The organism is Bacillus pumilus (genome assembly GCF_009937765.1).
GTDB classification, from domain to species: Bacteria; Bacillota; Bacilli; order Bacillales; family Bacillaceae; genus Bacillus; species Bacillus pumilus_O.
This window is the reverse complement of sequence record NZ_CP047089.1, coordinates 2,572,699-2,594,726: the sequence shown is the minus strand read 5'-3', so window position 1 is coordinate 2,594,726 and position 22,028 is coordinate 2,572,699. Positions and strand designations below refer to the sequence as shown.

Below are 22,028 nucleotides of genomic sequence, written 5' to 3'. Positions count from 1 at the left end.
TGAGCGGTTTTTTCATATCTCATAAAAATGCGTATCAGGAACATGTTTCTTTGTAATAAATCCTTGCTGAAATTCTGGAAAGACTTTTTGTACCTGTTTAATCTTTTGATGAATTAAATCAGCATACGGAATATAGAGATGATCCACTAGATTTTGTTCTGTCATATAGTAATACCAATTCAGATTAAACGTATTCTCATCAATGATTGTAAAGGCAGAAAAATGATAGAACAAGAGTGGACATTCGTCGAGATACATATCCCCTTTCACAACGGAAAGCTTGTAGTTTTCAATATTCCAGATCGCAGCATTGGCTCCTTTAGATGTTACGACATGAACGCCTTCAAAATCATCGATCCATCTTTCAACATACCGCTGATCTCCATACGTCTTATTTTTTGTATCCATTTCGACTGTACAGTGTGCAAGACAGTTTTCCTTCCATTGTGTGACCGCACGTTTGGCAACGTCTGTGTTACGGCAGCCGACAAATCCAGTATTAAAGCGGCCAGACAATTCATAAAAGTGATAGAACCGCTCGGAATTCATATGATCTGTCAAAAATAAGTGAGCAAGTGGATTCTCAGCAAAAATCGCCTCTGGATCATGATAAAAATACAAATCCGTATCCAAATGGGCGAGATAATCCGCTTCCGAAGATTCAAGGATTTTGAGCAGAAAAGCAGGCTTTAACGTCCAGCAATACTCATGAAACGTCCGATTATCCTTTGCCTTTCGCAGCTTGTCATCTTCAATATTTTCAAGCTGTTCATATTGCACGTGCGGATGAGGAAATTCACTTAACACCTGGTAAGCCAACGGGTCTGCACATAATACCGATAGTTTAAATGAACGTGAGGTTTGTTCAAGCGAATGAATGAGCGCCAAAAGCTTAAAAACATGGGTATTCGACACAATGGTTGTAAAATGATAAGACGCCATCTACAACACATCCACTTGAAACAAATCAACGCGTAATAGCTCTTTCGTCAGCCCTTGAATGGCTTCAACAAGCACTGTGCAGCCATATTCTTGCCGTGCAAGTTGCGCTATCTCTGACAGCTTTTTCAAAGGGACATGTTTCGCTGTCAGCTGATCTTTTTTATCCCGTTTGATGCCTACATTCCGCTCTGTGATCAAATGAAGCAACTCTAAAAAATAAGAGAGCAGACCATCGAATACCGGATTTTCACGCAGCTGCCTAATCTCTTTTACAATGTCATTTGTGACGGTGTGAGAAAACGGACCAGAGAAAGCCAGATGGACATCAATGGCATCAATATTGTTGTACTTCTCGCACATATACAAAATGTTATATTTGATGTCATCAAAAGATGTTAAATTACTCGGATGTTCCTGATGCACGCTCAGGATATCCTCTCGCAATTCAAAGGAGAGACCAAGCTGATGCAGACGAATGCCTAAATCATAATCCTCAAACCCGTACCGAACGATCTTTTCATCAAACATCCCGAGCGCGATGACATGCTTCCGTTTGACAGAGGAATTATTCGTAATAAAAAATCGCCACGGCAACTCATAAGAGCCTAAATCATAGTTGTACGTGCGCAAAATGTCTTTGAGAATATCAATAAACTCAGACTGCAAATCAAAGCTTTTCTCTAGAAATGCACCATTCTCCACTTCTTGCATGGATAAAAGAGGCGTTTTATCTTTCATTTTCCGTTTATACAAACCTTGCTTTTTCAATCGCTTGATATGATCCTTATCAAATGCTTCGTAAAAATATCGATAAATCCGCTTCCAGCATACACCACAAATGACAAGGTCCTCTTGATGAGCATGTGCCTCCGCATGCTTTTGAATAAATTGCGGCTCTGCCAGCATATCACTGTCATGGAATATCAACAGGTCTCCTTCTGCCTCGCGAATGGCATGATTACGACCCTTGGCAATCCCTTGATTGACAGGAATACGCACCTTTTTAAACGGGAAATTCACCTCAATGTTCTCAAGCATTTCCATCGTGCCGTCCATTGACCCATTATCGGCGACAATGACTTCAAACGGAATATCCGTATCCTGAAGAGTTAAGGAAAAAAGACTCCCTTCTAAACGCTCCTTGGCATTATAGCTCGGAATAATGACGCTTACCTTTGGCTTCTCATTCATGCGTCATCCTCCTCAACTTTGGCATAGCCGTTAAACATCGGATCGACCTGCTCAACAGATTCAATCACATGACGTAGCACGTTTCGATAGGCTTCTTGGAAAAACGGCAGATCCTCTCTCCCCTTCTCATGAATTTGCTGCATCTCATCCTTACTCACGATGCGAAAGCCACTGAAATGATAGCAAATGAGCGGATGTCCATCCTCCAGCAAAATCCGTCCATTTTCTTCACGATAGGAATGCTGCCCATAGTTCCAATGACCAATATTCACGCCTTTTCTTTGAATATCCTCCACTTTTTCAAACAGCTTCGGCATATGATCGAGATAACCTTGATCGCCAAACTTGCCTTCACCCGGCGCATTTTTGCATTCCTTCAAGCATTCTTCTTTCCACCAGCTAAGGCATTTCCGGCCAGCTTCATCTCCTTTAAAATGCAGGAAGCCTGAATTATAGCGGCCTAAAAGCTTCTGAAGCATCTTCACTTCCTCAGGATCGAAGCTCGGAATCACAATATCCCCTCTCGAAAGTAATACAGAGGCATCCGGCTGATGCTGAAAAATCACTTGCGGGCTCTCATAAAAGAACAAATCCGCATCAAGATAGGTTACGCTCTCTGCCTGCTCCTGTTCAAATAACCACTCAATCCACATCGGCTTTAACGTCCAGCAATATTCCGAGGCATCCCGTTCCTCTTTTTTCTCCAGCAGCTCCGGCGTTTCGAGCTCACGTACATGAACAAGATCGACATGAGGAAAATTCATTTGATGAAGCAGATTAAATGCAGCATCATCCATACATAACGTCTTGATGACAGCACCATTTTCTACTTGCTTCAATGATAAGAAAAACGCAATAGCTTGATATAGTCTTCCACTTGATAGAACCGTACAATATATGCTGTTCATCTACTTACACCTCTATTTTTGAAAGAATTCGCGGTACCATTCAATCGTCTTCTCTAACCCTTCATCAATGGAGTAGTCAGGCTTCCAATCAAGCAGCTTTCTCGCCTTTTCTGCCGACAAATATTGGTGCTTGATCTCATGCGTTCCTTGATTTAGAATACGAGGCTTCAGTTCACTGCCCATTGCCTTTAAAATCTTATCCACGAGCTCAAGAACCGTCAGCTGAATTTCATTACTAAAGTTAAATGCTTCTCCAGCGAGCCCTTTCTCCTCCATCTTCTCAGCTAGCAGCAAATAAGCCTTAACCGCATCTTCAATGTAGAAATAATCACGAATAAATGTCCCATCACTTCTAATTTCAGGCGCTTCTCCTTCCAGGACAAGCTGGATGGTTTGCGGAATGATTCTGTTGAAATTTAAATCCCCGCCCCCGTATAAATTGCCGCAGCGCGTAATACAAACCGGGAGACCATATGTGTTGTAATACGTGTGAGAAATTAAATCTGCACAGCTCTTTGATACATCATACGGATGTTTCCCATTTAGCGGCATGTCTTCATCGTATGGAAGCTGCTCCTGATCGCCGTATGCTTTATCACTTGATGCCACGATGACTCGTTTGATTAGCGGCTGTCTTCTACAAGCCTCTAGCACATTCCATGTCCCTAAAATATTGGCTTCAAATGTGGAAACAGGGTGTCTATTTGCAACCCCTACAATGGCTTGGGCAGCCAGATGGAAGACAGTATCAATTTCGTATTCTCCTAACGCACGTTCAATCGTTTGCATATCCTCCAATGCGCCTTGCACCACATTCATTTTTTCAAATTGACTGCCTTGATATAAATTCGATCGTGGCACCTGATCACGCACAAGTCCAGTTACATTTGCCCCTTGATCAATCAATTCCTTGACGAGATAGCTTCCCAATAACCCTGTACATCCAGTCACAAATACGTTTTTCCCATTCCAAAATCCGCTCATTCCGTCACCAAACCTTCCATGGTTGTTTTCCATTTGTCCACATGCCATTGATTTCCTTCAAGTTCTTATACGTATCGATCGCTGTCCAAAATCCGTGATGCTCATAAACCGCAAGCTCCCCATCATTCGCCAGGTTTTGAAGAGGTTCTTCTTCAAACACGCATTGATCATCGTCTGTCAAATAATCAAATACCTTTGGAGACAACACAAAAAATCCTCCATTGATCATCCCGATACTGTCTGTCTTCTCAGAGAAGGATTGTGCCATCCCGTTATATACCTTCAACGTCCCGTACTGTGACTTCTTTTCAATTCCTGTGACAGTCGCAGCTGCCCCAAGATCCTGATGACGCTTCAGCAGATGAAACATATTGATATTGGCAAGTCCATCACCATACGTCATCATGAATGTCTCATCCCCAATGTAATCCTGTGCCTGCTTTAACCGTCCGCCTGTCATCGTATTCTCGCCCGTATCTAAAAAGGTGATTTTCCAGTTCTCTGACTTTCCTAAAAGTTTCATTTCCCCTGTCGCCATATCCAGCTTCATGCTGTGATGCCGCCAGTCGTAGTTCAGGAAATACTCTTTAATCTTCTCTCCTTTATATCCAAGCAATAAGATAAACTCATCTACTCCGTAATACTGATAGATTTTCATAATATGCCATAGAATAGGCCGATCTCCGATCATAGCAAGTGGTTTAGGAAGCGCTTGTGTGACCTCACTCATTCTCGTTCCCTTTCCTCCGCAGAGAATGACTGCTTTCATCTTCTCCCCTCATCTCTCTATGAAAATTTTTGATTAAAAACCTTATCTTTATGCGGAAAATCAGTACATGTACCCTCATACTTTGTCCGACATCAGGTTTTGAATCTACTCTATTCATATGTCGAAATGAGAGAGCGTGCCACCTAGCATTTAACTATTTTTACAAATAAAAAAGAGCGAGATTTGTATTCTCGCTCTTTCAAAGTTTAAATTGTATATTATCAGGGTAGATGGTATGATAAACATGTGCATCAACAGCACAAACAGCCTCTTTTTATTAAGAGACTACTAGATGGAATGAATTCAAGTGGCAGCTTGCTTCATTCACAATATGAATCACGGAGGTGAATTCCCATGGCACAAAATGTACTTTGTGAAGTGAACTCTTGCCGTTTTTGGGCTGATAACAGCTGTACGGCTTCTACCATTAAAATTGGTAAAAACACAATGACTGATGTGACTCGCAATGCTGAAACTGATTGCGAAACATTTGAAACAAAATAAGTAATTTTTCTGAGATGAAGGAACTGGCAGGTTCCTTCTTTTCTTTTATCATTCTATCAAGAATGATAATTATTATCAAGTGTTTTTCATGAAACATTTCTCGGGAAATAATGACACGATATTTCTCCATTCGTTGACGATTTTCACTCCTTTTTCTATACTCAACATATCCGAAGAAGAAAAAGTGGTGACCAATCAATGGATTTTACGATACGTTTTCTATCATTCTTTGTCGTAGAAATCGAAGGCAAAGATGAACAAGCAAATAAACGGTTCAAGCATTATCAAACATTAGATCAAGAGGAATTTGAACAAAGTGAACTGAAGGACTTTTTAGATGGTGAGCTAAAAAAAATCGTCAAACGAAAAGTGGACAGACACCCTAAATCAGAACAAGTACCAACCAAAATTGGCCGGTTCATTGTCGAGCCTGGTCATGAACTCGATTCAAATCCAAACTACAATTTATTTCATCAGACGAGATTTGCCGATACAAAAGAAGTATTTAATGAATGCAGTGAACAGTTTGTTCGCACGTATTTAGATACAAGTGCTGTCAGAGGCGGCGTTTTTTTAGTTGCGTCCGCCGTTCCTAAAAAGTACTTCGATGACTCCTTTGTTTTTATTATGAAATGCGATTTTGAACAGAAAGTCGCTTCTATCGCTGATACATCTACCTTGATCAAAAAAGTAGAAATGGCGATTACAACAAAAAACATGAAATCAATTCAATACCCATTTATGCCAGAAGAGGGCATGACGGAAGAAGCTGAAGTGAAAATTCACCAATCCTCACATGCTCGTTATTTTGAGGACTTTCTGAAATTCGTCGAATACGGGGAATCTATGCCCGAAATCATGAAATCACAGGTCATGAATATGGTGCAGGAACAAGTATTTGAAACATTACAGGATGAAAGTGAAGAATTAAAGCAGTTCGAAGAGGATCTTGAAATATGGGAAGCAAGTGAAAAGCGAGAAATTAGAGAAACACTCGATACTGAACAGGTCACACTAGCAGCTTCTCACATTGTGGAACAAACCCCTGATATCACAATGAAAATGCGTCTAGGTGAAACAGAAATCAAAGGACTTTTAGCCGACTTCGGCCACTCGATCCATATTGCGAAGGTCAACAATCGATATGTCGTGCTCGTTGAAGCAGACCAAATCGTCTTTGAAAAAGGAAGCACACCTGTTGAATTCCATAAACCAAATGGATTAAAAGAGGTTGTCAGCCAGCTGACGCAAAAAGCCTACGATTCAGACTTAGAATAAAAGAATAGACTGCCTCCTGCGATCAGCTGCATGAGGCAGTTTTTTATATAACGCTTTATTTTTTTACGCTGCACTAGACGAAACTTGTTGACCCCCTCTTCCCCACATGCTGACAAGCATGAGGCTTATGACGAGCATCAACCAAAAGACGCTGTTTGTTCCGAAAAACTGGATCAATGTATACCCACACAAAGGTCCTAAAGCAGCCCCCATATCTTGAACAAAAGAATAGCTGGCGAGAAAGCGGTTCTTATCTGTTTGAGCAGAGGCTTTTTGAAAGGCAAGCGTATCGGTGAACGTTGTGACAACCGTTGCCAGCAGCTGAATCAAAAGCAGCATCAATAGGAACCAGCCACTTACCTTCAGCATGACCCCAAGAACACTGAGCCCTCCAAATGAAAGAAACATCCAGCATAGCATTCGTTCCTTCATCACAAGCCGATCAAACCATCTGCCCGTTCTCGGTGCGAGAAATGGTTCCCATCCCCACCTGAGTGCTTGAATCACACCGCTTAAAGCCGAAGCTCCGATGACAAAACCAAACAAGGTCAATTCATCCTGATCGATCTTTGCTTCAATGACATGACTTAGCGTGGATGCGAATAAACCTTGGATGATCAGTGCGATCAGCATGCCTGTTATTAGTACTTTTACCACATCTCGTGTAAACCATTTTTGTTTGATGCCATGATACACCTGAATGTCTTCTCTCTTTTCAATTTCATCCAGCGATACATAAAAAATGCATCCCATCAATGTGAGCAAGCCAAAGACTAGCGTCATGGACTGAAAACCGATCAAGCTAGCAAAGATTCCGCCACATAACATGCCAAATAAACTACCAAGCCGGTAAAGCCCATTATAAAGTCCCGTCAAATGTCCTTGTGAGCCTTCGTCCATTTCAGCCAAAACCCTCATCCCGCTCATACGGAGTAATGTCCAAGCAAGCCCCCATGCGCAGCGGCAGATCAATAGCAGCCAAAAGCCGCTCACCCCATATAATATTGTGGTCACTGATGCGATCAAAATCGCGATCAATACACCCGTTTTCATTGGGATATAGCGATAGAGCCACCATACGACAGGTGCTAGCGGGATACGAATGAATCGATTGATGGACAGCAGTAACCCGACCTCCCAAATGGATGATAAACCAATCTCTTTCCAATAGACTGGAAGAACAATATAGAGCATTGAATCCCCAATAAGTGCAAATGCTGTGATGAGCGATATTGACACAACTTGCTTTTGACGACGATCCATTTTTTCTTCCCCCTTCGCTACCTTTACGATAAGGGATGCTTTATAATAAATCTAATGAATGTTTTTGATTGATTTATCAAAAAAATTGATAGGTGGTGCGAATTTGAATTTACATGCCCTTCGGATTTTTGCAAAGGTCGCAGAGACAAAAAGCGTCACACAAACTGCAGATGTTCTCTCTTTAACACAGCCAGCTGTGACCGCCCAGCTTAGAAGCATTGAACGCGAGATCGGATTTCGCCTTTTTAAACGAAACGGCCGAGGAATTAAGCTCACAGAAATGGGAAAGATGCTGTACCCTTATGCCCGGCAAGTATTTGAGGCTGAAAAGGAAGTAGAATATCAGATCACGCTATTGCAAAATGGGAAGAAGGGGCGCCTCCGCATCGCTTCTACCTACGTACCACTCAACTTTTTACTGCCTGATTGGCTGGCTGCATTTAAATCGTCATCTCCACAGACAGAAATTGAATTAAAAAGTGGAAACTCCGCTCAAGTGATTGAGAGCCTGCTTCAATATGAATCAGATGTCGCCATCGCCGTAATTGAAGATTTGCATCATGAGGAGATTGTTACCTCTCATTTGACAAATTTAAGCTATGATTTTATTGTGCCAGCAGACCATCCGTTGAACGGAAAAACCGTTCCGTTAGAGCGCCTGAGCCTGGAGCCTTTTTTGATGCGCGAAGAAGGTAGTTCCACTAGAGATAAACTCTTTTCCCTGTTCACCTCGAAAGGAATTAAGAAACCGACTGTTGATTTACAATTCAGCGGTGTTCATGAAGCGATTCAAATGATCAAAGCTGGCTATGGGATCACGCTTGTTCCCCGTGATGCGGTTCAAGGTAGTCTTAAGCGGAAAGAGATTGGACGTGTATATATCGAAGGCATAGAAATCATCAGACCTGTTGTGATCTGCAAACGGGCGAATGATCTTGAAGAAAATAGAACCGTGGATGCCTTCCTAAAAACGAAAGAGATCGGTCCATTTAAGGAGCCGGCTGCAAATTAAAAAAAGTGCCTGCATGAGAAACAGGCACTTTTATCTATTCTGTTGGCTGCACGATGTCATACGGTACAGCCTTTGAGGCTTTCACTAATTGTTCTGGTGTGATCAATATTTCATTTCCCCATTCACCTGCTCCAACGCCTAATATGTCTTCATCTAATAGCGAAGCTTCGATGATGGTGCGGAAGCCTTCTGGCTGCCAGCAAAACGGCGGTATTGAGCCAATTCGGTAGCCCGTCACTTCTAGAACCTTCTCTGGTGATGCCATTTTAATATTACGGGATCCAGCCGCTTTCTTTAGTTTCCCTGATTTAATATGCTGGTCAGCACCAACCATCACAAGCAGCTGCTCTCCTTCCCCTGTTTCAAAAATCAATGTCTTGATCATTTGTCTCTCACGAAAACCAAGGGCTGCTGCTACATTTGCGGCGCCCTTCTCTGTTTCGGAAGAAAATGTTTTGATCTCATATGGGATGCTGTGCTGATTCAAGTATTCATGAGCTGGCAGTACTTTCATTGATTTGAACCCCTTTCCTTACAATGTCCTTCATTTAGCTTATCACAATCCTCTCATCCTTAAGATGTATTTTTCAATGGAAAGCCTCTAGCCCCTTCATCACCATGCTATACTAAACTTGTTTTTGGAAAGGAGCCGGTTGGATATGGGAAATAAGTTTTGGTACTATACAGGCAGTAAAAGCCTTCTCATGCTGAGTGATATTCTATTTTTGATGATTATCACGTTAGTTATTTATCAAGATACACAATCTGTTGCCTATGCGGCAGTATTTCCGCTAATAAGAACGCTATGTCAGTTATTCGCTGGGCTTATTTCTCCTGTTTTGACCGCTCACTTTCAAGCCGATCGTCTATTGAAATGGGTCCCTCTTTTTCGGATTGCGATGCTCGTTGTGTTCACAACCCAATTTCATTTCTTTCAGCAGCATCTGGTCTGGCTGTTTAGTGCGTTCATTTTAATCTCCATCACAGGCGGATTCATTAGTCCTTTATTACAGGCCATCATGCCGATACTTGTGCCAGCAAATCAGCTTGTGAAAGCGAACAGTACAGCCTCCGTTTTTTATCAATCTGTTCAAATTGCTGGCTATTCGTTTACTGGAATGCTTGTCCTATTGCTTGGTCCATTTTATTTAATGTGGGCCTCTTGTTTCATGATTGTGTTGTCTTATCTATTTATCCTCCCTGTTCTTTCTCTACTCAAGCAAGAAGACACGGTCCAAAAGGCAGATACGATGAACAGATTCAAGGATGGCTGGAAGATGATTTGGACAAACAAAACAGTGCGTACTCTGACCTTCATGGATGTTTGTGAAAATATTGCAGGTGCTTTATGGGTCGGACCGGTTACACTTGCCTTTGTCACACTTGTTTTAAAGCAAGGTGAGGAATGGTGGGGATTTATCAATGCTGCTTATTATATAGGTGCCATTATAGGCGGGCTCTTGGCTGCATGGCTGAGCCGTTTTATTCAAAAACAACTTCTTCTCTTTATGGCAGCAGGCTCTTTTATTTATGCAGTGCTAACCATTCTGTTTTCGCTGAACAGCCTGCCATGGCTTGCGTTGCTTCTTTGTATTTTGATGGGGCCTGCCTATCAAATTCGAGATGTTTCACAGCAAACCATTCTTCAAACGGAAACGCCAGTCCATGATTTATCAAAGGTGTATTCTGCTCAATACGTCCTCTCTTCTATATCTGTCAGTTTATCTATTTTCTTTGTTGGATTGATTGCAGATGCATTCGGGACGAGATTTGTGTATTTGCTAGGCGGTTTGTTTGTACTCGTCTGTTCCGGGATTGCCATCCTCTCTTTTATGAAGCAGAAAAAAGAGAGCGGCTGATTCGTGCAGCGGCTCTTTTACTTTTCCTTTAACATTGTGAACATATCACGCGCCATCGCTTCTAAAATATACACAACTGGCGTCTGTGTCGTAATATTGGCTCTATGAACCCGTTCGTCTGTCACGTAATAAGCAATGTTTAAATCTGAAATGCGTGAAATCGTGCAGTGCTGATTGTTTGTAATACTAATGATTTTGCTTCCTTCTCTTTTTAACTTCGAAATATGATCAATCGTAATACTGTTCTCCCCGGATACAGACAGCACAATGGTTACACTATTGTCTAAATACTGCATATTCATCGGGAAAAACGGATCATTGATGTAAAATGAAAATTTCTCAAGACTTGAAAAGTATCTCGCCCCATACTGTGCCAAAATACCAGAGCTGCCAGTGCCGATAAAGAGCACATTTTTTGCATCGGCAATGAGCCTTGCTGCCTCTTTAATCTTTCCTTCAAAGTCCCCTTTTAGGGTACGTTCAATAAATTCATATAAAAAGTGCTGGGTGCTTTTTAAAGTAGGTGTCCGCTCTGATTCTAAATACATTTTGAGTTTCACTTTAAACTCTGAAAAACCTTCACAATTCACTTTTCGGCAAAAGCGAAGGACAGACGAGGTGGAGATATGGGCTGCATCTGCTAAGTCCCGAATTCTCATATACACGACCTTTTCACTGTTTTCCATGATGTATCGGTATAAAGCGCTTTCTAGTTCATTAAAGCTGGAAATAACCTCACTTGAAAACATCTGACTTCCCCTTTCTCCAACAGCATGTCACAATGTGTTTCTTTTATGTAACAATTCTCTAAATAAGGCACCCTTGCCTAAAGACGCTGAAGTCATTTACGCACGAGACGCTCTCACGATAAGCTATAGATGTACAAACAAAAGAATTGGCTTTTCTCTATTATAACATTGCGCGTTACATTATTCGGAGGTGCAGCACATGGCAAAAGGATTAAAGGTTGTCACAATTGGCGGAGGATCAAGCTATACACCAGAGCTTGTAGAAGGATTTATTAAACGGTACGATGAATTTCCGATTAGCGAGCTTTGGCTTGTCGATATTGAAGCAGGAAAAGAAAAGCTTGAAATCGTCGGAGATCTTGCAAAACGAATGGTCAAAAAAGCAGGACTTCCAATCGATGTTCATTTAACATTAGATCGCCGAAAAGCGCTTGCGGGCGCTGACTTCGTCACAACACAATTCCGTGTCGGACTTCTTGAAGCACGTATGAAGGATGAACGCATTCCTTTAAAATATGATGTCATTGGTCAGGAAACGAATGGTCCAGGAGGTCTATTCAAAGGACTTCGTACCATTCCAGTCATTTTGGATATTGTGAAAGACATTGAAGAACTATGCCCAGATGCATGGCTTGTGAATTTCACCAACCCAGCTGGTATGGTCACAGAAGCTGTTCTTCGCTATTCAAACCATCGCAAAGTTGTTGGCTTATGCAACGTGCCAATCGGCATTCGCATGGGCATTGCCAAAGGACTTGATGTCGACGCAAGCAGAGTCGAAGTCAGCTTTGCTGGATTAAACCATATGGTCTTCGGACTCAACGTATTCTTAGATGGTAAAAGCATCATGGATCAAGTCATCGAAGACATGGCAGATCCAAACTCTACGATGTCAATGAACAATATTCAAGCCATTCCGTGGGATGCTGATTTCTTAAAAGGACTTGGCGTGATTCCATGTCCATATCACCGCTACTACTACAAAACAAGTGATATGCTGGCTGAGGAAAAGAAAGCAGCGGAGAATGAAGGAACTCGTGCAGAAGTCGTTCGTGCACTTGAAAATGACTTGTTCGAACTGTACAAAGACCCTGATCTTGATATCAAGCCGCCACAGCTTGAAAAACGAGGCGGTGCCTACTACAGTGATGCTGCTTGTAACTTGATTGCATCGATTTATAACGACAAGCATGACATTCAGCCTGTGAACACCATTAACAATGGTGCCATCAGTGACATTCCGAATGATTCTGCTGTAGAACTGAACTGCGTCATCACAAAAGATGGCCCTAAACCAATCGCTGTTGGTGAAATGCCAGTCGCAGTCAAAGGACTGATTTCTCAAATTAAATCCTTTGAACGTGTTGCCGCTGAAGCAGCCGTGACAGGCGATTACAACACAGCACTTGTCGCAATGACGATCAACCCGCTCGTCCCATCAGATGCGATTGCAAAAAGCATCCTAGATGAGATGCTAGAAGCACACAAAGAATATTTACCACAATTCTTCAATAAAGTAGAAGCATAAAACAGAACCGCACTTGTCAAAAGTGCGGTTTTCTTATTTCTCTGTAAACAACTGATCCATCTGAGGGCGGTCATAGTCTAATAGCCAGTGCTGTAAGCCTTCATAGACGGGTCGAAGACGCTCAGTATCTGCCGCAATAAGATCACAGCCTCGATCATCATATAAGTGGAAAATCATCTGTTTTGAGAGATTGATGAGATAAATTTCATAACCAAGCTTCCCGTTCAAAATTTGATTCGGTGCATAGAAATCCTCTTGGCATATGGCATGCAGCAGTGGGCGTAATCGTATATCTTGCAGCTGGCATGTCAACGTAAATCTCTCCAAGGTCAGGGGCTCATCTAGTTCTGATATGACATAGGTCAAAAGCTCGTGACGCAATCGTTTGCGTACTTGCCGGCGAACATATTTTTGATAGACTAGGAGCTTTTGCTTCATTAATTCATGTTCATGCTGCGTATAGACATCCGTGACAAATAGAATATCGTCTTCTGGATCAAAAGCATATCTGACAATTTTCAAAGCACGATCCCCTGCTTTTTCTAATACAACCGATTCTTCTCCTAATGACCAATCTGCCACTTCAAAGCGAAGCCCAAAAGGCCATTCATAAAAAAGAGGCGGCGTGAGGACAAGATCAGGAAAATGACTTTTTAAAAAACTAGTGGTTTGATCGCTCATTTCATGTCCTTCCATTGATTTTATTTCTTATTTTACCGTTGAAACTGATGGAAATACAATTGGAAATAAACTGTCATTTCTTATATGATAGAAAGAGATGGAGGTGTGACCAATTGAAAAAATGGTTTTTAAAGATGTTCCTCACCGCATTGATCACTATGTGGATACAGGCTGGACTTGATCAGGTAAATGTCATTCATCTTTCCAATGTCTGGGTAGATGTCAGCAGCTGGATTTTGATCTTCTTTGTCATCTACGCACTTTTTGAATGGAAAGCTCACATTTTAGTAAAACGGAAAACCGTTCATCGCTAAACATCTCTTTTATAGAGATGTTTTTTCTTGAAACTCCTCTTGTACGAGTTCATGAATGACGCCCATTCCTGCTTGGCTACCAGCAGCTGCGGCAAGAACAAGTTGAGCAGGGCCGCCTAAATTGTCACCGCATGCAAAGACACCGCTGACGGTTGTACGTCCAAGAATATCTGTTTCAATGCCGCCATTTTTCGTCATTTGACAGCCTAATATTTCAGCAAATGGAGCTGACTGCTTAAATTCACTTGCGACAAATCCGCCTTCTCTATTCACTGTTTCCCCATTCGCAAGGTGAAGAGAGTGCATATGTCCATTCTCATGATGAATGGACATAATCGGTACATCAATGACTTGGATAGAATGAGCTGATAGCAATGTTTTCTCCTCTTCAGCAAACACTTGCTTCCCATTCGTAAACACAATTAAATCCTTTGTCCAATTGGAAAGAAGTTTAGCCATATGCAAAGCACGTGAATTCTCCGCAATGAGCGCAAGCGGCTTGTCCTTTAGCTCCCAGCCATCACAGAAAGGACAGCTAAACAACGTCTTTCCATACACTTCATGAATCCCCTTCATCTCTGGCAGTATATCCTTTAGTCCTGTTGCCAATATGATTTTCTTCGCTTCAAACCTTTCTCCCTCTTGTGTCAGTAAGGCAAAGTTGTCCTCATTTTTTTGTATTTCAACAATCCTACTTCGTTTGATTTGGATATGGGGGTAGTTTTGAAGATCTGCTTCTCCCGCTTGTCTGATCTCAAACGGTGTCATTCCATCGTTTGTAATAAATCCATGTGATTCCTGAGTCACTCGATTTCTCGGTAACTCGTCATCGAATACAATGACCTGTTTTCTGCCTCGCCCCACAACAAGTGCTGCGCTTAATCCAGCTGGTCCGCCTCCAATGATGGCACAATCTAATAACATATCAATCTCTCCTTTTTATTCAAGACTTTAAAGACTCTTAATATCTATAATTTGTTCAAAAAAAATCACATCTTGAAAAATGGATTTTTTTCTGTTTGCTCAATTTGGCTAGCGATATCAACTAACCGCTTTTGACTAAGTGTTTCCTGCATTTTCGTTTCAACATCCTGCATGGCTTGTTCAATCAAACAGCCATCATGAGGCATGAAAGAATCATGTTCTAAGGAACAACGAAATAAATTGGTTTGACCTTCTACCGCCTGAATGACATCTAAAAACGAAATGTCCTCCTTCTTTTTCAGAATGGTGTAACCACCTTTTGCGCCAGGTGTTGATTCAATCAATCCTGCCTTCACAAGCTTTGTTAAAATTTTGGATAAATAAGTGGCTGAAAGGTCTTGCATCTTAGCCAGAGGCTCAACGCCAATTGCTTTTCCCTTTGGAGCAAGCGTTAAAAACACCATTGTATGCAGCGCATAGTTGGTCGCTTTAGAATATTTCATCAGAAGATTTCCTTTCTATCCATTATAGATCTTTTATATCTGTAATTAATCATAAAAGATTCAAGAAGAAAAAGCAAGTATTGTGAATCTGCTTCTTTTTTCATTCCACATTTCGCATTTCCTTCCGATAATAAAAGTAAGCACGAATAAAAGCTTGATGAAGACTAAAAGGAGTGAAGAGAAATGTCAGATCAACAGCACAATGCAGCACACGAAGAAGAAGAGGAATTTAACGTATACGACATGATTCCACCCGCAGGAACAATCATTGGAGAAGCAACAGAAGAAGAAATGGAGGCTGCGGCAGCATTAGAAGTGAGACATGTTGCGTTCATACGCCTTCAAGACATGTTCATTCAATTTGATGGCTCGTCTTACAAAGACTTATTAAAAGACTTCCAAGAATTTGAATATGATTCCACAAAATTCTGGAGAGGTATTGCTAAACGACTTCAAATTCCATACGAATGGCCAATCCGACTCGACCATGCAAACGGTCCTATTTATATTGGTGAAACAGAGGATAGTCGTGAAGTTGAGGAGAGTGCGGAGTAAGTAGTTGGTGTGAACCCCCTTTTTGAAAAGGGGGGTTTTTTATATTAAATAGATATTCTTATTGCTCTTCCAAATCAAATTCCAACCATAATGATATACTAAAAGCGATTTCATGCATTTCTTCTATTTCTGATTGATTCAATTGCTCTGCAAAACGACGTGCACTTTGAAAAACATCGTCATTCTGCTTAATCACCACAGCATTCAGTGTAAGGATCGTACTAAGCGCCCAGCCAGCAGTTACTAACATATTTTCGTCTTGAATGGAGTTCATAAAAGTTTCTACTTCTGAAAAAAACCACTTGATATCATCAATTTGTTCTAAATGAAAAAATACAATTTTATGAAGTGCCTCAGGGTCTCGAGTCTTCAATATTTCTTTCACTTCTTCTTTTGATAGTGGTGGATTTTGCTTTTCATATTCAGCCTGCCACTCTTCATCTGACATCCCATCTTCTTCGATATCTTCTGCGGTATAATGCCCCGCAATCAATTCATCAAACGAATCTGCTAATTTAAAATCCGTCTCATATTCTAGATCAAAGTAGTGAATCGGCGGATGCTTCTTTGTTTCTCTATAATCTAATGCAATCCATGTATGACCATCCCCACAAATGAGTACAAGTCCCTCAGGTAATTCCCATTCTTCTATTAAATAATCACTGTCCATGATGCCTTCGCCTTTGGAAATACCTCTTAAATGATCAAATGACACATGATCCTCTGCCCATCCATTCGGCTGGTCCGTTGGAAAAGCATTGTGCAGGGTATAACCGCCATTTTGTTCAAGGATGAGTTTCTTATATGTATCAGGCAGGATGACACCTAGCTTCTTTTCCGCTTTTGCAATGCCTTTCTCATTGATTTTCTTAAATGTTTCATCACTTTCTATTTCTGTATCCCAGAATGGTTTCAAATAAAATACCTCCAATTGCTATTTCTATCTCATTTTACCATTTGAGAGAACTAGTTTAATAGTCCTATTTAATAAAAAAAGAGAAGGGTTTCTCCTTCTCTTGGTGGTCATGATTATTCTTGATTTCTTGCTTCAAATTCATCCAGCATTGCACGCACTTCATCTGTTGATGAGGTGTTCATTAATTGGTTTCTTAGGAAGCTCGCTCCTCTGAATCCTTTTACATAAATCTTAAAAAAACGATGCAACGCCTTGAATGGACGCAAGCCTAATGAGGAATATTGATCATGAAGGTCAAGATGTAATCTTAATAGACCAAGCAATTCATCACTTGTATGCTCCTTCGGCTCTTTTTCAAAAGCAAATGGGTTATGGAAAATCCCGCGCCCAATCATTACTCCGTCCACTCCATACTGTTCAGCGAGCCTTAAGCCCGTTTGACGATCAGGAATATCACCATTGATCGTCAAAAGCGTATCAGGTGCTACTTCATCACGAAGTTTTTTGATCTCAGGAATGAGCTCCCAATGCGCATCCACCTGGCTCATTTCTTTTCTTGTACGAAGGTGGATCGATAAATTCACAATACCTTGCTCCAAAATGTGTCTTAGCCACCCGCGCCATTCATCGACTTCTGTAAAACCAAGTCTTGTTTTGACGCTAACAGGTAATCCCCCTGCTTTTGCCGCTTGAATCAGCTCTGCCGCAACATCTGGGCGTAGAATCAATCCACTGCCCTTCCCGTTTTGTGTGACATTCGGGACAGGACAGCCCATATTAATATCAAGCCCCTGAAAACCTAATTCCGCCATTCCAATGCTCATCTGTCTAAAGTTCTCAGGCTTGTCTCCCCAAATATGAGCAACAATCGGCTGCTCATCCTCTGTAAACGTTAAACGCCCCTTCACACTTTGAATACCATCAGGGTGGCAATAACTCTCACTGTTCGTAAACTCTGTAAAAAACACATCCGGTCTCGCCGCCTCACTCACAACATGACGAAACACAACATCTGTTACTTCTTCCATTGGTGCTAATATAAAAAATGGCCGCGGTAAATCACGCCAGAAATTTTTACTCATCTTTCGTTCAATTCCTCTCATGACATAGCGCCTTATGGGGCATGTCCTTCTATAAAGTCTTTCAGCAATTTTTATCATTATATACTTTAATATGAACCGGGCAAAATTGCAAAAAAGGAAATTATAAAGCCAAATGCGGGATGAAATTAATTTTTCAAACTCCGGTTACCGCTATTTAAAAAGTGAATTGAAAATAAAATATCCCTATCTCGATATTTTCTAAGAGATTGGGATATTAAATACATTTATTTATTGATCAAACACCAGACTTTCTACAGATTTAACATAAGTTAAATACTTATCTTTGAAATTTTCAAAGGTGACTATAACGACTAAAAATATAGAAGCGGGATTTAAACAGCTTTTAATGATACTAATATAAAATAACTCTTCCTTTTCAAGAAAAAATTATTTTTGTTTCCTGTTTTCTTAATCATATAATTTAAAACCAAAAAACCTTTTAGTGTTATCATTTGTTCGTTCTAATTTAGCAACAATATACCCGTTTTTTTCGAAGAAATCCAAATCCCCTTTTAGTAATTCATCTTTATTCAAAGTTACGAAGTACTGTCCCTTTTTTATCTCATTAATTTTTTTATTAATAAACTTCAAAATTCTTGCCTTTACAGAGGGATTTGGTTTTGAATATGAGCCATCATGAATTAAAAAGTTAATGTTGTGCCCACTAAAATTTTCCAACGAAGAAATAAACCATGTTAAATCAAACATATTTAATTTCATATAATTGATACCGTGTGAACGATCGTCAGGCAAACTGCATTCTATTTTTACTCTACCAGTTATAGATTTTTTTCTATCATTTACATTATTCTCAAATTGAACATCGAAAACTCCAGCAGTATCATAAGCTAGTTCAGACAACGTTTGAAATAATTTTTCCAAACTTTCGATATGTTTTTCATATGAATTAAATTCATCTGTCTTCTGTTGCGTTAATGTTAACCGATCGCTTTTTAAGACGTTTATATGATTTGTAATTGATTTTAATCTATCATGATTATCTAATTGAATGTTTATCTCAGCTATTTTAGTATTTAACTCTTCTCTATCTGCAATCATTGAGTTTATGTCTTCTAATAGACTACTATTCTTAAGTATCGTATAATCATTCTTCAAAGTTTTTTCTAATTTGTCTTTCAACTTAAGTAGTTCGTTTATCTTCTCATCTATGTTTTTTATTTTACCTTCAAAATAACTCCCTCTATTTTCAACCATAAAATCATAAAAATTCTTCACTTTATCGTAATTATTCGAGATTTCATTAGGAAACCATCCCAATAGCTGTTTATAGAAAGGTTCAATATCACTGAGTGCTTGGATTTCCTCAACTTTTTTCTTTAAATTTTCGATATTTTGTATATATTTATTTTTAACATGCATTAGTTTAAAAAGTTCATTTTGAATATTATTTAATTCCGATTTATTTTTACTATAGTCTATGGCTTTTAAATTATATTGTTTGTTTATATCAATTGAATTTATATTTTTTTCAAGCTTTTGAATTTTGCTTCTATACTTAGATTTTTCAGATTTTAATTCAGAGATAGTTTTTCCGATTGTAGTAGAAAGTATTTTTTTCTTATCTTTTAAATCATTTATATTTTTAGTTATTCTTTTTATTTCTGTTTCTGAATTGTAAGGCAAATTACACAAGAAAGCTAGAATCTTATTCTCTGTAGTTGCATTTCTACCTGATATTCCCAATGAATTTTTTATAAAACCGTTTTGTTCATCTCTTATAATATATTCCCTTATTGAAGCAAAAGAAATATCGCTATTTTCATCCCCTAAAATCTCTTTTTGAATTCTCTTCTTGTAATCTTTATCTTCATATATATCCCATTCATTTAGATCATAACAAATATTTTTATCCCATAATATATATCCCTTATCGGGTGTGTTAATGAACCTAGCTAAAAAGCTGTCAATTTCGTTAGAATTAACCTTCAGTGTAATTAGAATACCCTTACTTATTAACATTTTGTTAGTTTTATAATATGCGTTTATTTCTTCACCTAAAAGGAAGGAAAGACATTCTATCATAGTAGTCTTTCCAACCCCATTCGCTTCATCTTTTTCGTCTTTTTTTTCGCCTAAAATTATATTTACACCTTTTTCATTAAATTGATAAGTATTTAAAACTTTCTTCTCTTTATAAGAATATATTGATAATTCTTTTAAAATCATTTTTTTACCCTCTTTATCATATTGCTATCTGATGTTATTAATCCCATTGAATACAAGAATGCCAATGATAAGAATAAAACTCTTTCAATATTTATATTTAATTCAATACCTTGTTTTTGCGAAAACTCATTGAAAAGTTTATCTAAATGTTTAGATTTATTATCATCCAAAAGAAAATACAGCACCTTTGCATCGTATAATAAATTCTCTTCTAAACTTTGATATTTATGCATTGTAAAGAAATTCATAAAGACACCTTTTTCCGTTTATCCTCATTAAAAATGTCACAACCAATAATAGCCCATGACACTAAAATCTTGATATAAAATCGCAACTTAGACTTATTATAAGAAAGTTCACTTGAGTATTCTTTATAAATTTCATCAACAGTAGCTTCAAAAATACTTTCACCAGTGTTAAAACAATTATGAACCCTATTATAACTAGACCTCACAGTACTAGTAATAATAGTCTTTTTATCAAAATCAATATAACTTGGTGTCATCATAATTTCATCAATTGATGGAAAATAAGCGGAATAAGTTTCAATTTCTTTCCTAAAGCTCTCGCTACAAACCATTTTTTCATACTTATTTTCTATTTCTTCTTCATTTAAATCTAGAATTTCCATTGCTTTTTTTTTACTTTTATTAAACTCTAAAAGAAAGCTTTTAAACTCATCTTCATCTATATCTTCATCTAAACCTTTTTCCTTTTTGGTAACTACAGTATTTTCTCTCTCTAACATATCACTCATTTGTTCAAGAAAAGGAACAATCTGATCATGATCTTTTAATTGTATACTTTTAACGTTATATTTTGTGAAGTCCTCATTATTAACAGATAAAATAAAACTTCTTTCATGATATCCACTGTAAAGTTTATTAATATACTCAAATACGTTGCTTACATAAGGATCTGATAAACTAAATCCAATAAAAAGAATTGTCTTACTAGCAATCATATTTTTCATTTGAGCAAGAGTAGCATTATCTTGGTCATATAACTTCTCATAGTCCTCTCTTAATAAGACACAATCACCAGCAGACTCATGATCACCATGTATTTTTAGAATAAATTCGTTAAGATTATGGATTTGTCCCATTAAATGTTCGTTCGTGTATATTATCTTTTCTATTTGTTCTTTTGCAGCTTTCTCCAATAATTGATCGTAATTAGTAGTAATTATTTTTTTGGAGATTCTAAATAATTTTCTGTGTTTTTCCAATAATTTTTCTTTTCTACTATCATACTTAAATCTCTTATATATAGTATCTCTTATGATTCTTTTTTCACTTTTTATATATTCTAAAATATCTAATACTCCCATGGTTTTGTTCTCAAGGAGCTCTATAAATGGTTTGTATTCTGAGTTCTCTTCAATAATCTTTTCTAACATTAATTTCACTAACCCATTCCAATCTGGGAAGCCGAAATCTCTCGAAAATCCAGCACCGATAAAGAATACAAGATTATTATTTTTTGCATTTTCAATTAATGAGTTAGGTATTAAGAATTCGTTTTCCACTTTAATCACCTTTTTTATATTCTTATTCATAGATTACCATAAAAATTAAAATTTTGGTAATTTTTTGGTTCATTTATAGATTTTCAATTCAAAAAATCCATGTTATGTTGAGATTTATGAGAAATTATTATTAAGTAAGCACATATAGGAGAGAAGAGGAGAGTTAGATAAAGAAGAATTAAAAAAGAAGATGGCATTAATCCACACAATAAGTAAAATTGCTGCCATCTTTGAACGACTTTAAAATTTTTACATTCAAATAGATATACTGAGCTTTTTTATTTAAAATTTAAATAACTGATAAAACGGTACTAAGATTCACTAAAACTT

General features: G+C 38.7%; 23 protein-coding genes. 7 read left to right on the top strand and 16 right to left on the bottom strand.

The genetic code is table 11. The features are described 5' to 3' along the window. Positions 1-12: 12 nt before the first annotated feature. Genes GPS65_RS12690 through rfbF form a run of 5 tightly spaced genes read right to left on the bottom strand, consistent with a single transcriptional unit; the run spans position 13 to position 4,794 of the window. Complete coding sequence (locus tag GPS65_RS12690) at positions 13-942, bottom strand: putative nucleotide-diphospho-sugar transferase (protein ID WP_144456678.1); 930 nt, start codon at positions 940-942, stop codon at positions 13-15. Further along, on the bottom strand, positions 943-2,133 hold the full coding sequence (locus tag GPS65_RS12685; protein WP_012009215.1) for a glycosyltransferase family 2 protein: 1,191 nt from the start codon (positions 2,131-2,133) through the stop codon (positions 943-945). Continuing rightward, positions 2,130-3,041, bottom strand: coding sequence for a putative nucleotide-diphospho-sugar transferase (locus GPS65_RS12680; RefSeq protein ID WP_119124539.1), 912 nt, complete (start codon positions 3,039-3,041; stop codon positions 2,130-2,132). Before GPS65_RS12680 ends, GPS65_RS12685 begins: the two co-directional genes overlap by 4 nt. Before the next feature lie 12 nt (positions 3,042-3,053). Further along, positions 3,054-4,025, bottom strand: coding sequence for a GDP-mannose 4,6-dehydratase (locus GPS65_RS12675; protein WP_041816148.1), 972 nt, complete (start codon positions 4,023-4,025; stop codon positions 3,054-3,056). 4 nt (positions 4,026-4,029) lie between these two features. After that, the gene (rfbF, locus tag GPS65_RS12670) at positions 4,030-4,794 is read right to left on the bottom strand and encodes a glucose-1-phosphate cytidylyltransferase (protein WP_012009212.1); all 765 of its coding nucleotides are present in this window, start codon (positions 4,792-4,794) and stop codon (positions 4,030-4,032) included. A gap of 354 nt (positions 4,795-5,148) precedes the next feature. Between rfbF and GPS65_RS12665 the strand changes: the two genes are divergently transcribed. Further along, positions 5,149-5,298, top strand: a complete 150-nt coding sequence (locus tag GPS65_RS12665; protein ID WP_003213883.1) for a DUF1540 domain-containing protein — start codon at positions 5,149-5,151, stop codon at positions 5,296-5,298. 198 nt (positions 5,299-5,496) lie between these two features. Continuing rightward, complete coding sequence (locus tag GPS65_RS12660; protein ID WP_012009211.1) at positions 5,497-6,576, top strand: DUF3900 domain-containing protein; 1,080 nt, start codon at positions 5,497-5,499, stop codon at positions 6,574-6,576. A 63-nt stretch (positions 6,577-6,639) separates the two neighbouring features. Here GPS65_RS12660 and GPS65_RS12655 read toward each other — a convergent pair whose 3' ends face one another. After that, positions 6,640-7,839, bottom strand: coding sequence for an MFS transporter (locus GPS65_RS12655; protein WP_119124538.1), 1,200 nt, complete (start codon positions 7,837-7,839; stop codon positions 6,640-6,642). Positions 7,840-7,942: 103 nt separating this feature from the next. Between GPS65_RS12655 and GPS65_RS12650 the strand changes: the two genes are divergently transcribed. Next, entirely contained in the window at positions 7,943-8,851 is a 909-nt protein-coding gene (locus GPS65_RS12650) for a LysR family transcriptional regulator (RefSeq protein ID WP_119124537.1), read from the top strand. Between the two features lie 34 nt (positions 8,852-8,885). On the opposite strand, the gene GPS65_RS12645 is transcribed toward GPS65_RS12650, so the two are convergent. Further along, the gene (locus GPS65_RS12645) at positions 8,886-9,365 is read right to left on the bottom strand and encodes an aminoacyl-tRNA deacylase (RefSeq protein ID WP_119124536.1); all 480 of its coding nucleotides are present in this window, start codon (positions 9,363-9,365) and stop codon (positions 8,886-8,888) included. A gap of 145 nt (positions 9,366-9,510) precedes the next feature. On the opposite strand from GPS65_RS12645, the gene GPS65_RS12640 reads away from it, so the two are divergent. Continuing rightward, positions 9,511-10,710: an MFS transporter gene (locus GPS65_RS12640; RefSeq protein ID WP_119124535.1), complete on the top strand. Its 1,200-nt coding sequence runs from the start codon at positions 9,511-9,513 to the stop codon at positions 10,708-10,710. A gap of 17 nt (positions 10,711-10,727) precedes the next feature. Here the strand turns inward: GPS65_RS12640 and GPS65_RS12635 are convergent, their stop codons facing one another. Beyond that, positions 10,728-11,459, bottom strand: coding sequence for a MurR/RpiR family transcriptional regulator (locus GPS65_RS12635; RefSeq protein ID WP_012009207.1), 732 nt, complete (start codon positions 11,457-11,459; stop codon positions 10,728-10,730). Between the two features lie 199 nt (positions 11,460-11,658). On the opposite strand from GPS65_RS12635, the gene GPS65_RS12630 reads away from it, so the two are divergent. Further along, positions 11,659-12,987: a 6-phospho-beta-glucosidase gene (locus tag GPS65_RS12630; RefSeq protein ID WP_012009206.1), complete on the top strand. Its 1,329-nt coding sequence runs from the start codon at positions 11,659-11,661 to the stop codon at positions 12,985-12,987. Positions 12,988-13,020: 33 nt separating this feature from the next. On the opposite strand, the gene GPS65_RS12625 is transcribed toward GPS65_RS12630, so the two are convergent. Beyond that, positions 13,021-13,668, bottom strand: coding sequence for a DUF3885 domain-containing protein (locus GPS65_RS12625; RefSeq protein WP_144468497.1), 648 nt, complete (start codon positions 13,666-13,668; stop codon positions 13,021-13,023). Positions 13,669-13,781: 113 nt separating this feature from the next. Between GPS65_RS12625 and GPS65_RS12620 the strand changes: the two genes are divergently transcribed. Beyond that, the gene (locus GPS65_RS12620) at positions 13,782-13,982 is read left to right on the top strand and encodes a hypothetical protein (RefSeq protein WP_119124534.1); all 201 of its coding nucleotides are present in this window, start codon (positions 13,782-13,784) and stop codon (positions 13,980-13,982) included. Between the two features lie 9 nt (positions 13,983-13,991). On the opposite strand, the gene GPS65_RS12615 is transcribed toward GPS65_RS12620, so the two are convergent. Together GPS65_RS12615 and GPS65_RS12610 are read right to left on the bottom strand one after the other, a co-directional pair. Beyond that, a complete protein-coding gene (locus GPS65_RS12615) occupies positions 13,992-14,906 on the bottom strand; it encodes an NAD(P)/FAD-dependent oxidoreductase (RefSeq protein ID WP_119124533.1) in 915 nt (304 codons plus the stop codon). 65 nt (positions 14,907-14,971) lie between these two features. Beyond that, positions 14,972-15,409: an Rrf2 family transcriptional regulator gene (locus tag GPS65_RS12610; RefSeq protein ID WP_119124532.1), complete on the bottom strand. Its 438-nt coding sequence runs from the start codon at positions 15,407-15,409 to the stop codon at positions 14,972-14,974. Between the two features lie 183 nt (positions 15,410-15,592). Between GPS65_RS12610 and GPS65_RS12605 the strand changes: the two genes are divergently transcribed. Beyond that, positions 15,593-15,964, top strand: a complete 372-nt coding sequence (locus GPS65_RS12605) for a hypothetical protein (protein WP_012009201.1) — start codon at positions 15,593-15,595, stop codon at positions 15,962-15,964. A gap of 58 nt (positions 15,965-16,022) precedes the next feature. Here the strand turns inward: GPS65_RS12605 and GPS65_RS12600 are convergent, their stop codons facing one another. The 5 genes from GPS65_RS12600 to GPS65_RS12580 form a co-directional block, all read right to left on the bottom strand. After that, entirely contained in the window at positions 16,023-16,880 is an 858-nt protein-coding gene (locus GPS65_RS12600; RefSeq protein ID WP_144481925.1) for an SMI1/KNR4 family protein, read from the bottom strand. Between the two features lie 113 nt (positions 16,881-16,993). Further along, entirely contained in the window at positions 16,994-17,962 is a 969-nt protein-coding gene (locus tag GPS65_RS12595) for a tRNA dihydrouridine synthase (RefSeq protein ID WP_119125675.1), read from the bottom strand. A 429-nt stretch (positions 17,963-18,391) separates the two neighbouring features. Next, positions 18,392-20,170 carry a DUF2326 domain-containing protein gene (locus GPS65_RS12590; RefSeq protein WP_161985433.1) on the bottom strand — a complete coding sequence of 593 codons (1,779 nt, stop codon included), beginning with the start codon at positions 20,168-20,170 and terminating at the stop codon, positions 18,392-18,394. Next, positions 20,167-20,418, bottom strand: a complete 252-nt coding sequence (locus GPS65_RS12585; protein WP_119124530.1) for an ABC-three component system middle component 6 — start codon at positions 20,416-20,418, stop codon at positions 20,167-20,169. The genes GPS65_RS12590 and GPS65_RS12585 overlap by 4 nt, the downstream gene beginning before the upstream one ends. Further along, on the bottom strand, positions 20,415-21,698 hold the full coding sequence (locus tag GPS65_RS12580; RefSeq protein ID WP_119124529.1) for an SIR2 family protein: 1,284 nt from the start codon (positions 21,696-21,698) through the stop codon (positions 20,415-20,417). The genes GPS65_RS12585 and GPS65_RS12580 overlap by 4 nt, the downstream gene beginning before the upstream one ends. Positions 21,699-22,028: the final 330 nt, after the last annotated feature.

Excerpts from the sequence above, each read along its gene's own strand:
- GPS65_RS12645 (WP_119124536.1), bottom strand. The coding sequence starts at position 9,365 with ATGAAAGTACTGCCAGCTCATGAATACTTGAATCAGCACAGCATCCCA.
- GPS65_RS12595 (WP_119125675.1), bottom strand. The coding sequence starts at position 17,962 with ATGAGTAAAAATTTCTGGCGTGATTTACCGCGGCCATTTTTTATATTA.
- GPS65_RS12680 (WP_119124539.1), bottom strand. The coding sequence starts at position 3,041 with ATGAACAGCATATATTGTACGGTTCTATCAAGTGGAAGACTATATCAA.
- GPS65_RS12665 (WP_003213883.1), top strand. The coding sequence starts at position 5,149 with ATGGCACAAAATGTACTTTGTGAAGTGAACTCTTGCCGTTTTTGGGCT.
- GPS65_RS12635 (WP_012009207.1), bottom strand. The coding sequence starts at position 11,459 with ATGTTTTCAAGTGAGGTTATTTCCAGCTTTAATGAACTAGAAAGCGCT.
- GPS65_RS12610 (WP_119124532.1), bottom strand. The coding sequence starts at position 15,409 with ATGAAATATTCTAAAGCGACCAACTATGCGCTGCATACAATGGTGTTT.
- GPS65_RS12660 (WP_012009211.1), top strand. The coding sequence starts at position 5,497 with ATGGATTTTACGATACGTTTTCTATCATTCTTTGTCGTAGAAATCGAA.
- GPS65_RS12630 (WP_012009206.1), top strand. The coding sequence starts at position 11,659 with ATGGCAAAAGGATTAAAGGTTGTCACAATTGGCGGAGGATCAAGCTAT.
- GPS65_RS12585 (WP_119124530.1), bottom strand. The coding sequence starts at position 20,418 with ATGAATTTCTTTACAATGCATAAATATCAAAGTTTAGAAGAGAATTTA.
- rfbF (WP_012009212.1), bottom strand. The coding sequence starts at position 4,794 with ATGAAAGCAGTCATTCTCTGCGGAGGAAAGGGAACGAGAATGAGTGAG.
- GPS65_RS12675 (WP_041816148.1), bottom strand. The coding sequence starts at position 4,025 with ATGAGCGGATTTTGGAATGGGAAAAACGTATTTGTGACTGGATGTACA.
- GPS65_RS12625 (WP_144468497.1), bottom strand. The coding sequence starts at position 13,668 with ATGAGCGATCAAACCACTAGTTTTTTAAAAAGTCATTTTCCTGATCTT.
- GPS65_RS12605 (WP_012009201.1), top strand. The coding sequence starts at position 15,593 with ATGTCAGATCAACAGCACAATGCAGCACACGAAGAAGAAGAGGAATTT.
- GPS65_RS12690 (WP_144456678.1), bottom strand. The coding sequence starts at position 942 with ATGGCGTCTTATCATTTTACAACCATTGTGTCGAATACCCATGTTTTT.
- GPS65_RS12640 (WP_119124535.1), top strand. The coding sequence starts at position 9,511 with ATGGGAAATAAGTTTTGGTACTATACAGGCAGTAAAAGCCTTCTCATG.
- GPS65_RS12590 (WP_161985433.1), bottom strand. The coding sequence starts at position 20,170 with ATGATTTTAAAAGAATTATCAATATATTCTTATAAAGAGAAGAAAGTT.
- GPS65_RS12685 (WP_012009215.1), bottom strand. The coding sequence starts at position 2,133 with ATGAATGAGAAGCCAAAGGTAAGCGTCATTATTCCGAGCTATAATGCC.
- GPS65_RS12655 (WP_119124538.1), bottom strand. The coding sequence starts at position 7,839 with ATGGATCGTCGTCAAAAGCAAGTTGTGTCAATATCGCTCATCACAGCA.
- GPS65_RS12615 (WP_119124533.1), bottom strand. The coding sequence starts at position 14,906 with ATGTTATTAGATTGTGCCATCATTGGAGGCGGACCAGCTGGATTAAGC.